Annotated in this window: 15 protein-coding genes; 8 read left to right on the plus strand and 7 right to left on the minus strand. The window is 68.6% G+C overall.

Features of this window, described 5'->3' with window-relative positions; translation table 11 throughout:
• The first annotated feature begins 264 nt into the window (after positions 1–264).
• From DRV85_RS08545 to DRV85_RS08575, 7 genes are read left to right on the plus strand one after another with little or no spacing between them, the layout of a single operon-like run.
• Positions 265–966 carry a response regulator transcription factor gene (locus tag DRV85_RS08545; protein ID WP_113289023.1) on the plus strand — a complete coding sequence of 234 codons (702 nt, stop codon included), beginning with the start codon at positions 265–267 and terminating at the stop codon, positions 964–966.
• 26 nt (positions 967–992) lie between these two features.
• Positions 993–2,672: a sensor histidine kinase gene (locus DRV85_RS08550; protein ID WP_233495444.1), complete on the plus strand. Its 1,680-nt coding sequence runs from the start codon at positions 993–995 to the stop codon at positions 2,670–2,672.
• 37 nt (positions 2,673–2,709) lie between these two features.
• Positions 2,710–3,132 carry an HPr kinase/phosphorylase gene (locus tag DRV85_RS08555; RefSeq protein WP_233495445.1) on the plus strand — a complete coding sequence of 141 codons (423 nt, stop codon included), beginning with the start codon at positions 2,710–2,712 and terminating at the stop codon, positions 3,130–3,132.
• A gap of 10 nt (positions 3,133–3,142) precedes the next feature.
• Positions 3,143–4,075 (plus strand): RNase adapter RapZ, encoded by a 933-nt coding sequence (gene rapZ, locus DRV85_RS08560; RefSeq protein WP_113289026.1) that lies wholly within the window; start codon positions 3,143–3,145, stop codon positions 4,073–4,075.
• Entirely contained in the window at positions 4,072–4,464 is a 393-nt protein-coding gene (locus tag DRV85_RS08565; RefSeq protein ID WP_113289027.1) for a PTS sugar transporter subunit IIA, read from the plus strand. The genes rapZ and DRV85_RS08565 overlap by 4 nt, the downstream gene beginning before the upstream one ends.
• A gap of 8 nt (positions 4,465–4,472) precedes the next feature.
• Positions 4,473–4,754: an HPr family phosphocarrier protein gene (locus tag DRV85_RS08570; protein ID WP_113289028.1), complete on the plus strand. Its 282-nt coding sequence runs from the start codon at positions 4,473–4,475 to the stop codon at positions 4,752–4,754.
• 59 nt (positions 4,755–4,813) lie between these two features.
• A complete protein-coding gene (locus DRV85_RS08575) occupies positions 4,814–5,689 on the plus strand; it encodes a lysophospholipid acyltransferase family protein (RefSeq protein WP_113289215.1) in 876 nt (291 codons plus the stop codon).
• 73 nt (positions 5,690–5,762) lie between these two features.
• On the opposite strand, the gene DRV85_RS08580 is transcribed toward DRV85_RS08575, so the two are convergent.
• Positions 5,763–6,638 (minus strand): 3-hydroxybutyryl-CoA dehydrogenase, encoded by an 876-nt coding sequence (locus DRV85_RS08580; RefSeq protein WP_113289029.1) that lies wholly within the window; start codon positions 6,636–6,638, stop codon positions 5,763–5,765.
• A gap of 160 nt (positions 6,639–6,798) precedes the next feature.
• Here DRV85_RS08580 and DRV85_RS08585 point away from each other — a divergent pair, with 160 nt between their 5' ends.
• Entirely contained in the window at positions 6,799–7,632 is an 834-nt protein-coding gene (locus tag DRV85_RS08585) for a DUF6473 family protein (protein ID WP_113289030.1), read from the plus strand.
• A 54-nt stretch (positions 7,633–7,686) separates the two neighbouring features.
• Here DRV85_RS08585 and DRV85_RS08590 read toward each other — a convergent pair whose 3' ends face one another.
• From DRV85_RS08590 to DRV85_RS08615, 6 genes are all read right to left on the minus strand, one after another.
• Complete coding sequence (locus DRV85_RS08590) at positions 7,687–8,613, minus strand: electron transfer flavoprotein subunit alpha/FixB family protein (RefSeq protein ID WP_113289031.1); 927 nt, start codon at positions 8,611–8,613, stop codon at positions 7,687–7,689.
• Complete coding sequence (locus DRV85_RS08595) at positions 8,613–9,371, minus strand: electron transfer flavoprotein subunit beta/FixA family protein (protein ID WP_113289032.1); 759 nt, start codon at positions 9,369–9,371, stop codon at positions 8,613–8,615. The genes DRV85_RS08590 and DRV85_RS08595 overlap by 1 nt, the downstream gene beginning before the upstream one ends.
• Positions 9,372–9,618: 247 nt before the next feature.
• Positions 9,619–10,191 (minus strand): cob(I)yrinic acid a,c-diamide adenosyltransferase, encoded by a 573-nt coding sequence (locus tag DRV85_RS08600; RefSeq protein ID WP_113289033.1) that lies wholly within the window; start codon positions 10,189–10,191, stop codon positions 9,619–9,621.
• A gap of 2 nt (positions 10,192–10,193) precedes the next feature.
• Positions 10,194–10,397, minus strand: coding sequence for a twin transmembrane helix small protein (locus DRV85_RS08605; RefSeq protein ID WP_113289034.1), 204 nt, complete (start codon positions 10,395–10,397; stop codon positions 10,194–10,196).
• Between the two features lie 69 nt (positions 10,398–10,466).
• Entirely contained in the window at positions 10,467–11,291 is an 825-nt protein-coding gene (locus DRV85_RS08610; RefSeq protein ID WP_113289035.1) for an SDR family NAD(P)-dependent oxidoreductase, read from the minus strand.
• Between the two features lie 55 nt (positions 11,292–11,346).
• Positions 11,347–11,907, minus strand: coding sequence for an SH3 domain-containing protein (locus DRV85_RS08615; protein ID WP_113289036.1), 561 nt, complete (start codon positions 11,905–11,907; stop codon positions 11,347–11,349).
• Positions 11,908–12,037: the final 130 nt, after the last annotated feature.

Consider the following 12,037-nt stretch of genomic DNA (forward strand, 5'->3'; position numbering starts at 1 on the left):
CGGGCAACGCTGTGGGCTTAGCACGGGTTTTGGCGGGCTGAACAGCAGCCTCGGAAGCTGTTAGCGCAACCAGCCCAGGTTTAGCGCAATCATGCCGATGCAGCGTTCCGCGGGGTGAGGCAATTTAGCCATTGCTTCAGGAATTGTGTCTGGAATCAGACACACGGCAGGCCGATTCGCGATTTGGGATTGATTGTAAAGCCCGAAACGACCATGAAGATGGAAAATGACAGGCAGGCGCAAGAGCAGAGCAAGGAAACACCCATGTCCCGGATCGCCCTTGTGGACGACGACAGGAACATCCTGACATCGGTGTCCATGACGCTCGAGGCCGAAGGCTTCGAGGTCGACACCTACAACGACGGACAATCGGCGCTCGAGGCGTTCAGCCGCAAGCTGCCGGACATGGCCGTTCTCGACATCAAGATGCCGCGCATGGACGGGATGGACCTGTTGCAGCGGCTGCGGCAGAAATCGTCGATGCCGGTGATCTTCCTCACCTCGAAGGACGACGAGATCGACGAGGTGCTGGGCCTGCGCATGGGCGCGGACGACTACGTGAAGAAGCCGTTCTCGCAGCGCCTGCTGGTCGAGCGCATCCGCGCGTTGCTGCGCCGCCAGGAGGCCGTGGCCGGCGACGCGGTGGGCGAGCGGGACGAGTCCAAGGTGATGGTGCGCGGCCATCTGACGATGGATCCGCTGCGTCACGCCGTCACCTGGAAGGGCGAGGACGTGACCCTGACGGTCACCGAATTCCTTCTGCTGCAGGCGCTGGCCCAACGGCCGGGTTTCGTCAAGAGCCGCGATCAGCTGATGGACGTGGCCTACGACGATCAGGTCTACGTCGACGACCGGACCATCGACAGTCACATCAAGCGGCTGAGAAAGAAGATGCGCACCGTCGATAGCGAGTTCTCGGCGATCGAGACGCTCTACGGCATCGGCTACCGCTACAACGAAGAATAGTCGTGGCGCTCGCGGAAGATAGCGCATTGGGCCGCCCGCCCCCGCACCGCGAGCAGGATCTCGTGCTGGGCGACGACTGGGTCGCGCCCGAGTCCGAGAGCGACGAGGCGGAGCGGGCGGCGCGCCCGCGGCGGGGCTTCATGTCGTGGCGACGCTCGCCGCTCGCGCGCAAGATCATCGTCTTCAACCTCATCGCCCTGAACATCCTCGTCGCCGGCATCCTCTATCTAGACGGGTCGCGCGAGAGCCTCGCGCTGCAGCGCGCCACCGGACTGGCCGGCGAGGCCGAACTCATCGCCGACGTCTTCGAGGCGCAGGCGGAAGGTGCCGAAGGCATTCCCGATGTGCAGCGAACCCTCGACGGTCTCGATCTGCGCCGTGGGATCGAGGTGTTCGTTTTCGATGCCGATGGCCGCCTCGTCGGCCGGGACGCGGGGCAGGCGTCCCCGAGCGGTCTGTCCGAGTTGCGCGAGGCGCCGACGCGTACCTTCATCACCGACGCGCTCGCAGGGGCCTGGACCGCGGTCGAGGGCGCGATCGACGCGATGGGCGGGCCGACGTCGCTTCCGATCGAGGAGAAGCTCGCGCCACAGATCGACAGCGCGCTCGAAGGGCGCGCCGCGGTCGAGACCGGGCTGGACGCCGAGGGCGGCACGGTCATCTCGGTCACGACCCCGATCATGCGCGACGGCGGTGCGACAGGCGTCGTCGCCGTCACCAGCGCGGCGGGCGAGATCGACCAGATGGTGCGCGCCGAGCGCGAGCGCGTGCTGCAGATGTTCGTGATCGCGATTCTGGTCTCCATCGGCCTGAGCCTCGTGCTCGCCTCGACCATCTCCAATCCGATCTCGGAACTCGCCGCCGCGGCCGAGAGCGGCCGCGCCCGCAACCAGGGCCGCTTCGGCAGGCCAGGCCGGATCCGCATTCCGGATCTCACGGCGCGTCCCGACGAGATCGGCCAGCTCTCGGGCGCGCTGCGCGGCATGGTCTCGGCGCTCTACGACCGGATCGAGGCGAACGAGCAGTTCGCGGCCGATGTCGCGCATGAGATAAAGAACCCTCTCGCCTCGCTCAGGTCGGCCGTGGGCACCCTGCGCGTCGCCAGGCGCGAGGACCACCGCGAAAAGCTGCTCGACGTGATCGAACACGACGTGCGCCGGCTCGACCGGCTGGTGAGCGACATCTCCAACGCCTCCCGGCTGGACAGCGAACTCGTCAAGGAGGACGAGGAGACCTTCGATCTGCGCAAGATGCTGGACAACCTCTGCCAGTATCTCGGCCAGCAGGCGCAGGAGAAAGGCGTCGAGTTCATCACCGACCTTCCCGACGGGCCGGTGTTCATTCAGGGACTCGAGGCACGGCTGGCGCAGGTCGTCGTCAATCTCGTCACCAATGCGATCAGCTTCTGCGAGGATGGTGACGCGATCCGGCTCTGGGCGCGCAAGCGTGACAACCGCGTCCTGGTGGTGGTCGAGGATACCGGGCCCGGCATCCCCGAAGGCGCGCTGAAGAAGATCTTCAAGCGCTTCTACTCCGAGCGACCGGCCAACGAGTTCGGCAACAATTCGGGCCTCGGGCTCGCGATCTCGGAGCAGATCGTGCATGCCCATGGCGGCGTGATCTGGGCCGAGAATATCCGCCCGACCGATGCGGACCCCACGTCCGAGCCGCTGGGCGCGCGCTTCGTCGTGGGCCTGCCGCTCTGACGCGATGCCGCCGGAGCCGGCCCCGGATCACGGCGCGGTGGCGCAGGAGGAGACGCTGCATGCCTCCGCAGTCGCGGCAGAAGGCCGCGCAGTGCTCATCCTGGGCCCGTCCGGCAGCGGAAAATCCTCGCTCGCGCTCGAACTTCTGGCGCTGGGCGCCCAGCTCGTCGGCGATGATCGCGTGCGACTGCGTCGCATGGGCGGCGCGCTGATCGCGGAACCGCCGCGGCGGGCGGGCGGCCTGATCGAGGCGCGTGGGGTCGGACTGCTCCACGCGCCCCGCGCGGGCCCGGCGCCCGTGGCGCTCGCCGTGGACCTCGCGCGGCAGGAGCGCGAGCGTCTCCCGCCGCGGCGCATGGCACGGTTTCTGGGCATCGCTGTGCCTGTGCTTCACGATCCGGCGACGCGGGCTTTCCCCGCGGCGATCCTGCAATATCTGCGGTGTGGTAGATTTGCCTGATCACGACGAGATGGAAGCGGAACGCGGAGCGGTTCAGCGTATGGTGCTGGTCACCGGGCCTTCGGGCGCGGGCCGGTCCACCGCGATCGCCGCGCTCGAGGATCTCGGTTTCGAAGCGATCGACAACATCCCCATCAACCTCGTGCCGCGGCTGCTGGCCGGCCCGCCCATCGGCGGGCCGCTGGCGCTCGGACTGGATGTGCGCAACCGCGACTTCGCGCCCGATGCGCTGCTCGACCTGATGGAAACGCTCCTGGAGCGCCCGGGCGTCGAGGCGGATCTGCTCTATCTCGACTGTCGGGCCGACGTGCTGCTGCGCCGCTTCTCCGAGACCCGGCGGCGCCACCCCCTGGCCCCGGCCGAAGACCCGCAGACGGGCATCGAGCGCGAGACGGACCTGATGCGCCCTGTCCGCGCCCGCGCCGACATTCTCATCGACACCTCGGACCTGACGCCGCATGACCTGCGTGCTGAGATCGCGCGCCTGTTCTCGGTCGAAAAGGGCCTCGGGCTCGTCGTGACGGTGCATTCCTTCAGCTACAAGCGCGGCCTGCCCCGCGGCCTCGACATGATCTTCGACGGCCGGTTTCTGGCGAATCCCTACTGGACGCCCGCACTCCGGGCACTCGACGGGCGCGACGCCTCCGTTCAGGCCCATGTCGCGTCCGATCCGCGCTTCGCCCCTTTCTTCGACCGCGTGCTGGATCTGACGCGGCTTCTGCTGCCGGCCTACCGCGAGGAGGGCAAGACGCATTTCGGCCTCGGCTTCGGTTGCACCGGCGGGCGGCACCGCTCCGTCGCGCTGGCCGAGCGCATGGCGGCCGCTCTTGCAGAGGACGGCTGGCAGGTGTCAATTCGTCACCGCGAGCTGGAGCGTGCAGGGCCGGCGGCGCCTCCGGCGCGCCCCGGGCCCCCCGCCGCAAGCGCAAAGGGGACCGCGTGATCGGGATCGTCATCGTCGCCCATGGGGGGCTTGCGCGGGAATATCTCGCCGCCATCGAGCATGTGATGGGCAAGCAGCGCGGCATCCGGGCCATCGCGATCGAGCCGGATCACGACCGCGCCGCCAAACAGGCCGAGATCGTCGCCGCGGCCGACGCGGTGGATTCCGGCGACGGCGTGGTCGTCGTGACCGACATGTTCGGCGGGTCGCCCTCCAACCTGAGTCTGCGCGCCTGCGCGCCGGAGAACCGCCGCATCCTCTACGGCGCCAATCTGCCCATGCTGATCAAGCTCGCCAAGAGCCGCAACAAGCCCGTCGGCGAGGCCGTGCGCTGCGCGCTGGAGGCCGGCCGGAAGTATATTGACAGCCAGAACGTTTCGGCGGACTAAACCCCCTCATGCCGAGCGAGACCGTCCATCGCACCTTGACGATCGTCAACGAGAAGGGGCTTCATGCGCGGGCCTCCGCGAAACTTGTGGAGGTCGTCGAGGGCTTCGACGCGATGGCCGAAATAAGCCGCGACGGTCTTTCCGCCTCGGGCGACTCCATCATGGGCTTGCTGATGCTGGGCGCGTCCAGGGGAAGCACGATCGAGCTCCACGCGTCCGGGCCCGACGCGACGGCGCTCGCCGATGCGGTGGAGGCGCTGGTCGCCAACCGTTTCGGCGAGGAGATGTGAGCCTGAACCGGACCGGAGGCAGCCCGTTGGTCGAAAGCTCCCAGCACCGCTCCATGCTGATGCACGGCCAGCCCGACCGCCCGGCCCGGCAGGGCGACGGGTCGTTTCACGATCAGCCCTACGATCGGCGCCGCCTGAGCTACGCGAACACGTTCACCAACCCGGTCAAGGTCAAGACCATCCAGGCGATGGAGCTGATGACCGGAAAGCTCAAGCTCCTCCGCCTGATCCGCAAGTTCGAGGCGATGGGCGTGCCGGTCGGCCAGCCTTTCTGGCGCCAGGCGCTGGAGGTCATGGGAATCGAGCTGCTCACCCCGCCCGAGCAGATCGCCCGGATTCCCGCCGAGGGGCCGCTCGTCGTGACCGCGAACCATCCTCACGGGCTGGTGGACGGCATCGTGCTGGCCGAGCTCGTGGGCCGCCGGCGCACCGACTACAAGATCCTCACGCGCTCGCTGCTCACCGGCGTCGGCGAGGTCGAGGAGTTCATGATACCCGTGCCCTTCGCGCACGAGGAGGACGCGCTTCAGCAGAACCTCGAGATGCGGCGTCGCGCGATGACCCATCTCGGTCAGGGCGGGGCGATCGTACTGTTTCCCTCCGGCGTTGTGGCGGCCTCCGAGACGATGTTCGGCCCCGCGGTCGAGGCGGAATGGAATCCCTTCACCGCCAAGATGATCCAGCGGTCCGGCGCGCGGGTGGTGCCGATCTTCTTTCCGGGGGCGAATTCGCGCTGGTACCAGATGGCGAACCGGATCTCGCCGACGCTGCGGCAGGGGCTGCTGCTGCACGAGGTGGCGCATGCACTGAACAAGCCGCAGGCGCCGGTCGTGGGCGCGCCCATAGAACGCACCGAGATCGAGGCCTGGGCCAGCAATCCGCGCGGCTTCGTCGCCTGGCTGCGCGAGCGGACACTGGCGCTGCGGGCAGGCTGAGCCGCTCGTCCGCCCTGACGGGCGTCCTCGCTGTCCCGGCGATGAGCCCCGGCAGGGGCGAAGAGCGCGCCGCTCAGCGCGTGGGCACCGGCGTCTCGCCCCGGTAGTCGTAGAAGCCGCGCTTGGTCTTTCGCCCGAGCCAGCCCGCCTCGACGTATTTCGTCAGCAGCGGGCAGGGGCGATACTTCGTGTCCGCGAGCCCGTCGTGCAGCACGTTCATGATGGCGAGGCAGGTGTCGAGCCCGATGAAATCGGCAAGCTCCAGCGGCCCCATCGGATGATTGGCCCCGAGCTTCATCGACTGATCGATGGACTGCACGCTGCCCACCCCCTCGTAGAGCGTATAGACCGCCTCGTTGATCATCGGCATCAGGATGCGGTTGACGATGAAGGCGGGGAAGTCCTCGGCGCTGGCCGCCGTCTTGCCCAGCCGGTCCACCACGGCCTTGCAGGCTTGAAAGGTGGCCTCGTCCGTGGCGATCCCGCGGATCAGTTCGACGAGTTGCATCACAGGCACCGGGTTCATGAAGTGAAAGCCCATGAAGCGCTCGGGCCGGTCCGTGCGGCTCGCCAGCCGGGTGATCGAAATGGAAGAGGTGTTGGAGGTCAGGATCGTCTCGGGCTTGAGGTGGGGCAGAAGGGTGTCGAAGATCTTCTGCTTGATCTCCTCGCGCTCGGTGGCCGCCTCGATGATCAGGTCGCAGCGTCCCAGATCCGTGAGCTCGAGCGTGGTCTTGATCCGCGCGAGCGCGGCTTCCTTGTCCTGCTCGGAAACCTTGCCGCCCCTGACCTGTCGATCCATGTTGCGCGCGATCCGTTCGAGCGCGGCGTCGAGGGTCTCCTTGTCGAGGTCGTTGAGCAGCACCTCGTAGCCGGCGAGCGCCATCACATGGGCGATCCCGTTGCCCATCTGCCCCGCGCCGACGACCCCCACGCTCCGGATATCCATGCGTTTCATCCCCTGTTCGCTGCGCCGCGACCATATGCAGCGCGGACCCGGATGCCAAGGCCGCGCGGGTGCGTGGGATTTGTCGGGATTTCGCGGCTTAAGCCTTTCGCAAGATCCGTCGCGCAGTCTGCACGCCGGGTGACGAAGACTGGTGGGAAAGATGAGCTACGACGCACCGGGCCCGGGGGGGCTCGACTATGCGCCGTGCCGCTACGGGCGCTCGCGGATGCTGTTCCGCGGGCCGGCCCGACCGCTCTCGGGCGACTACGTCGCTTGTCTCGGCGGCACGGAAACCTATGGGAAATATGTGGCGCGGCCTTGGCCTGCGCGGCTCGAAGCGGCGGCGGGGCTTCCCTGCGTCAACTTCGGCGGGGTGAACGCCGGACTCGACAGCTTCCTCGGCGAGCCGCAGGTGCTCGAGGCGGCGTCGCGCGCGAGGCTCACGATCGTTCAGGCGATGGGCGCGCAGAACCTCAGCAACCGCTATTACCGCGTGCACCCGCGCCGCAACGATCGGTTCCTGGGGCCCACGCCGCTGATGCGCCACCTGTTTCCGGCGACCGACTTCACCGAGTTCCATTTCACGCGCCACATGACCGGCGCGCTCGCACGGCGCGCGCCCGAGCATTTCGGGCGCCTGCGCTCGGGCCTGCGCGAGACCTGGGTGGCCCGGATGGAGGCGCTGCTCGATCGTGTCGAAGCGCCGGTCGTGCTGCTTTGGTTCGCGGCCGCGCCGCCCCCCGAGCGTGCGGGCAGCCCGCAATCGCCCGAGCCGCTCTTCGTCGACCGCGGGATGATCGAGGCCCTGCGGCCGCGTCTCGCCGCTGTGGTAGAGGCGGTGCCGGGGCCGGCGGCGCGGGGCGAGGGCACCTGTGGCATGGTCTTCCCGCCGCTCGAAGCGCCTGCCGCCGCGCAGCTTCCGGGGCCGCAGGCGCATCAGGAGGTGGCGGATGCGCTGCTGCCGGTGCTGCGCGCGCATCTGCCTCAACAATGAGAAAGGCCCGCGCCGGGGACACCGGCGCGGGCCTGTCCAAGCCGGTGGTCCGGCTCAGAGCTTTTCCGTCAGCTCCGGGACGGCCTGGAAGAGATCGGCCACCAGACCGTAGTCGGCCACCTGGAAGATCGGCGCTTCCTCGTCCTTGTTGATCGCGACGATGATCTTGGAATCCTTCATGCCCGCCAGATGCTGGATCGCGCCCGAGATGCCCACGGCGATATAGAGCTCGGGCGCCACGACCTTGCCGGTCTGGCCCACCTGCCAGTCGTTCGGAGCAAAGCCCGAATCGACTGCGGCGCGGCTTGCGCCCACGGCCGCGCCGAGCTTGTCGGCGAGCTGCTCGATGATCTTGAAGTCCTCCTCGGAGCCGATGCCGCGCCCGCCCGAGACGACGATCCCGGCAGAGGTCAGCTCGGGCCGGTCGCTTTCGGCCACCTTGTCCTCGACCCATTCGCTGAGGCCCGGATCGGCCGCGGCGCCGATGGTCTCGACCGGGGCGGAGCCGCCCTGGCCGGCCGCGTCGAAGGTCGAGGTGCGCACCGTGAGCACCTTCTTCGCGTCCGAGGACTTCACCGTCTGCATGGCGTTGCCGGCGTAGATCGGGCGTTCGAAGGTGTCGGCATCGACCACCGCCGTGACGTCCGAGATCACCATCACGTCGAGCAGCGCCGCGACGCGCGGCAGGATGTTCTTGGCGTCGGTGGTGGCCGGCGCCACGATGTGATCGTAGTCCTTGGCCAGCTCCGCGATCAGCGCCGCGGTGGGTTCTGCCAAGCGGTGGCCGTAGAGCGGATCCTCGGCGCAAAGCACCTTGGCCGCGCCGTCGATCTTGGCGGCCTCGGCGGCGGCGTCGGCGGCCTTGGCGCCGGCGGCCAGAACCGTGACCTCGCCCAGCTGCTTCGCCGCGGTCATCGCCTTGGACGTGGCGTCCATCGCCAGCGTGCCGTCGTTGATTTCAGCGATCAGGAGAACGGCCATCACACCACCCCCGCTTCCTTGAGTTTCGACACCAGCTCGTCGACCGAGCCCACCATCTCGCCCGCCTTGCGCGTCGGCGGCTCGGCGGTCTTGACCACCTCGAGGCGCGGCGCGACGTCGACGCCGTAGTCGGCGGCGGTCTTTTCGTCGAGCGGCTTCTTCTTCGCCTTCATGATGTTGGGCAGAGAGGCATAGCGCGGCTCGTTGAGGCGCAGGTCGGTCGAGATGATCGTGGGCATCTTGACCTTCACGGTCTGCAGGCCGCCGTCCACCTCGCGGGTGACGACTGCATGATCGCCCTCGATCTCGACCTTGTTGGCATACATCGCCTGGCTCCAGCCCAGAAGCGCCGAGAGCATCTGCCCGGTGGCGTTCATGTCGTTGTCGATGGCCTGCTTGCCGCAGAGCACGAGACCGGGCTCTTCCTCCTCGATGACCTTGGCGAGCAGCTTGGCGACGGCGAGCGGCTCGATGTCCTGGTGCACGTCGTCGGCGGCGACGATCAGGATGGCGCGGTCGGCGCCCATGGCGAGCGCGGTGCGCAGCGTCTCCTGCGCCTGCTTCACACCGATCGAGACGGCGACGACCTCCTCGACCTTGCCGGCCTCCTTCAGGCGGATGGCCTCTTCGACGGCGATCTCGTCGAAGGGGTTCATCGACATCTTGACGTTGGCGAGATCGACGCCCGATCCGTCCGCCTTCACGCGAACCTTCACGTTGTAGTCGATCACGCGCTTCACAGGCACGAGTACCTTCATCGGCGTGTCTCTCCCTTGCTTGGCGCGCCGGCGTCCCGGCTGCGTCTCCGTCCTGCCGCGGGGTCTTAGCGTCTCATTCCGCCGGGCGACAGGGCAAAATCGTCACCCGGGGCGCGCGGAACGTCGCGTTCGCGCATCCCTGCCGCCGCCTCGTTCCGGCCCGCCGGTTCGCCCCCGCCCTTCGGGCCGGCGCTTCGCGCTTGCCTTGGCCGGTCCGTCCACCGGACGGCCCGCCGGTTCGCTGCGCTCACCGGTTCGCCCCCGGAACCCAGAGCACGTCGGCGCGGCCCTCGTCGTTGGCGATGCGGGCCGCGACGAAGAACCAGTCCGACAGGCGGTTGAGGTATTTCACCGCGGCGGGGTTCACATGCTCCATCGTGGCGAGTTCGACCGCCTGGCGCTCCGCGCGCCGCGCCACCGTGCGGCAAATGTGCAGATGCGCCGAGAGCGCCGAACCGCCCGGCAGGATGAAGCTGCGCAGGGGTTCGAGCCGCGCGTTCATCGCGTCGATCTCGTTCTCCAGCCGCGTCACCTGCGCGTCGGCCATGCGCAGGCGCGGGTACTCGGCCTCGGCGTCGCGCTCCATGTCGGGGCAGCAGAGATCGGCGCCCAGATCGAAGAGGTCGTTCTGGATGCGCGCGAGCTGCGCGTCCATCTCGCCCTCCGCGTGCAGCCGCGCGACGCCGAGCGTTGCGTTCAGCTCGTCCGCGGTGCCGTAGGCGGTGACGCGCAGCGCGTGCTTGGCCACGCGGCTGCCGTCGCCAAGGGCGGTGTCGCCCGTGTCGCCCGTCCGGGTGTAGATCTTGTTCAGAACCACCATTCTCAGTTCCCTCCGCGCAGCCAGACGAACAGCAGGATCAGCATCACGGCGACGAATTGCGCGATGATCCGCCATCGCATCAGCTTGTTGGCATATTTCCGGTTGAACTCCCCGCCGCGGGCGAAGCCGCCGATGCCGGTGAGCAGGATCGCCACCACGGCGAGCATCGCGATCGCCATGACGTAGAAGAGCGGGTCGGAAGCCATGAGCCGTCCTTTCGATCGCAGTCAAAGGGCGCAGATAGCGGACTGCGGGGAAAAAGCGAACCCCGCGCGTCACAACCGATCCAGCACGCGGTCCAGCAGCCGCCCCCCCAGCGCGCGGCGCACGACCGCTGCGGCGCGTGTCGGCGTGGTCACGGCGTAGCGGGCGCGGGGGCGCGGGCTGTCGAGCGCGCGGATCAGCGCCTCGGTCACCGCCGAGGCCGGCCACGAGCGCATGTCGGCCCCCTTGTAGAGCCGGTCGAGCAGGGTGGCGCGGTAGTCGTCGGCGCGCGGGGAGCTCTCCCAGTCGATCCATTTCTCGAACTGCTTCACGGCGTTCTCGCGGAAGGGCGTGTCGATCGGGCCGGGCTGGATCAGGACGACATGGATGCCGGTGCCCGCCATCTCGAGACGCAGCACGTCCGTCATCCCCTCGAGCGCGAATTTCGTGGCGACATAGGCGCCGCGCCATTTCGCCGGGGTGAAGCCCAGCACCGAGGAACAATTGACGATCCGCCCGCCGCCCTGTGCGCGCATCACCGGCAGCACGCGGCGTGTGAGATCGTGCCAGCCCAGCAGATTGGCCTCGAAGATCGCGCGCATCGCCTCGGTCGGCACATCCTCCAGCGGGCCGGGAATCGCGTAGGCGCCGTTGTTGAAGAGCGCGTCGAGCCGTCCGTCGGTGGCCGCGAGCACCTCGGCCAATCCCGCCTCGACGCTCGCGCCGTCCTCGTAGTCGATGCGGGGGCTTTCAAACCCTTCGGCGCGCAGCCGCGCGCAATCCGCCTCGGTCCGGCAGGCCGCGAAGACACGCCAGCCGCGCTTTGCGAGCGTCCGTGCGGCATCGAGGCCTATGCCGCTCGAACAGCCGGTGATCAGGATCCTGCGCTGCGCCATCCCTGTCCCTTCCCGGGGACGGGGGTAGGACGCCGCGGCCAGACGTGCAACCGCCTCAGTCGATGGGCTCGAGCAGGGAGGCGGCCATCCAGCCCACCCGGCCGCCGTCCTCGACCCGCAGCTTCACCCAGCCCTGTCCCGGGTCGTCGAGCACGATGACCCGGTCGCCGCGCGACAGGGTGGCCAGGACGCCGTAGCCCGTGCCCGGCCCCGCGCGCATGTTGACGCGGCCGGCGTCGACGGCCCGTATGTCGGTGGCCGAGGCAGAGACGACAGGCGTGGCGACGGTAGGGGCCTGCGGCGCCGCGACCTCGCCCGAGGGCATGACCACCCGGGTGAAGAGACCGCCATCGCCCGGCTCCCGGGCATCGAAACCGCGCGGCGGCTCGGGCTGGGTGCGCGCAGAGGCCAGGGGCACGCCAGAGGTGGGGGCGTCGGCCGCCGCGGGCACGCGATCGACGGCGCCGCTCGATGCGGGCTCGGCCCGCTCTTCGGGCCCTGGGGCGCGTTCCTGTGCTTGAATGGACGTGGCGGACGGCGCGTAATCGGCCCCGCCGCTCGCCTGATAGAAGACCACGGCGAGCAACACGAATGTCGCGATGATGAAACCCCACATGGGCGCAACCCCCCAAACCTGGTACCGACGCGTGCCCAAGGCAGCGCAAAGCGGGCACGGAGTCGGTTCTTAAGCGATTCTGCAGATTCGCCGAAGCGAAATCGCAACGAAGCGGCGGCCTCCTCCAACC

This window comes from Rhodosalinus halophilus (assembly GCF_003298775.1).
In the GTDB taxonomy this organism is placed as follows: Bacteria; Pseudomonadota; Alphaproteobacteria; order Rhodobacterales; family Rhodobacteraceae; genus Rhodosalinus; species Rhodosalinus halophilus.

Excerpts from the sequence above, each read along its gene's own strand:
- DRV85_RS08545 (WP_113289023.1), top strand. The coding sequence starts at position 265 with ATGTCCCGGATCGCCCTTGTGGACGACGACAGGAACATCCTGACATCG.
- rapZ (WP_113289026.1), top strand. The coding sequence starts at position 3,143 with ATGGAAGCGGAACGCGGAGCGGTTCAGCGTATGGTGCTGGTCACCGGG.
- DRV85_RS08570 (WP_113289028.1), top strand. The coding sequence starts at position 4,473 with ATGCCGAGCGAGACCGTCCATCGCACCTTGACGATCGTCAACGAGAAG.
- DRV85_RS08575 (WP_113289215.1), top strand. The coding sequence starts at position 4,814 with ATGCACGGCCAGCCCGACCGCCCGGCCCGGCAGGGCGACGGGTCGTTT.
- DRV85_RS08580 (WP_113289029.1), bottom strand. The coding sequence starts at position 6,638 with ATGGATATCCGGAGCGTGGGGGTCGTCGGCGCGGGGCAGATGGGCAAC.
- DRV85_RS08585 (WP_113289030.1), top strand. The coding sequence starts at position 6,799 with ATGAGCTACGACGCACCGGGCCCGGGGGGGCTCGACTATGCGCCGTGC.
- DRV85_RS08590 (WP_113289031.1), bottom strand. The coding sequence starts at position 8,613 with ATGGCCGTTCTCCTGATCGCTGAAATCAACGACGGCACGCTGGCGATG.
- DRV85_RS08595 (WP_113289032.1), bottom strand. The coding sequence starts at position 9,371 with ATGAAGGTACTCGTGCCTGTGAAGCGCGTGATCGACTACAACGTGAAG.
- DRV85_RS08600 (WP_113289033.1), bottom strand. The coding sequence starts at position 10,191 with ATGGTGGTTCTGAACAAGATCTACACCCGGACGGGCGACACGGGCGAC.
- DRV85_RS08605 (WP_113289034.1), bottom strand. The coding sequence starts at position 10,397 with ATGGCTTCCGACCCGCTCTTCTACGTCATGGCGATCGCGATGCTCGCC.
- DRV85_RS08610 (WP_113289035.1), bottom strand. The coding sequence starts at position 11,291 with ATGGCGCAGCGCAGGATCCTGATCACCGGCTGTTCGAGCGGCATAGGC.
- DRV85_RS08615 (WP_113289036.1), bottom strand. The coding sequence starts at position 11,907 with ATGTGGGGTTTCATCATCGCGACATTCGTGTTGCTCGCCGTGGTCTTC.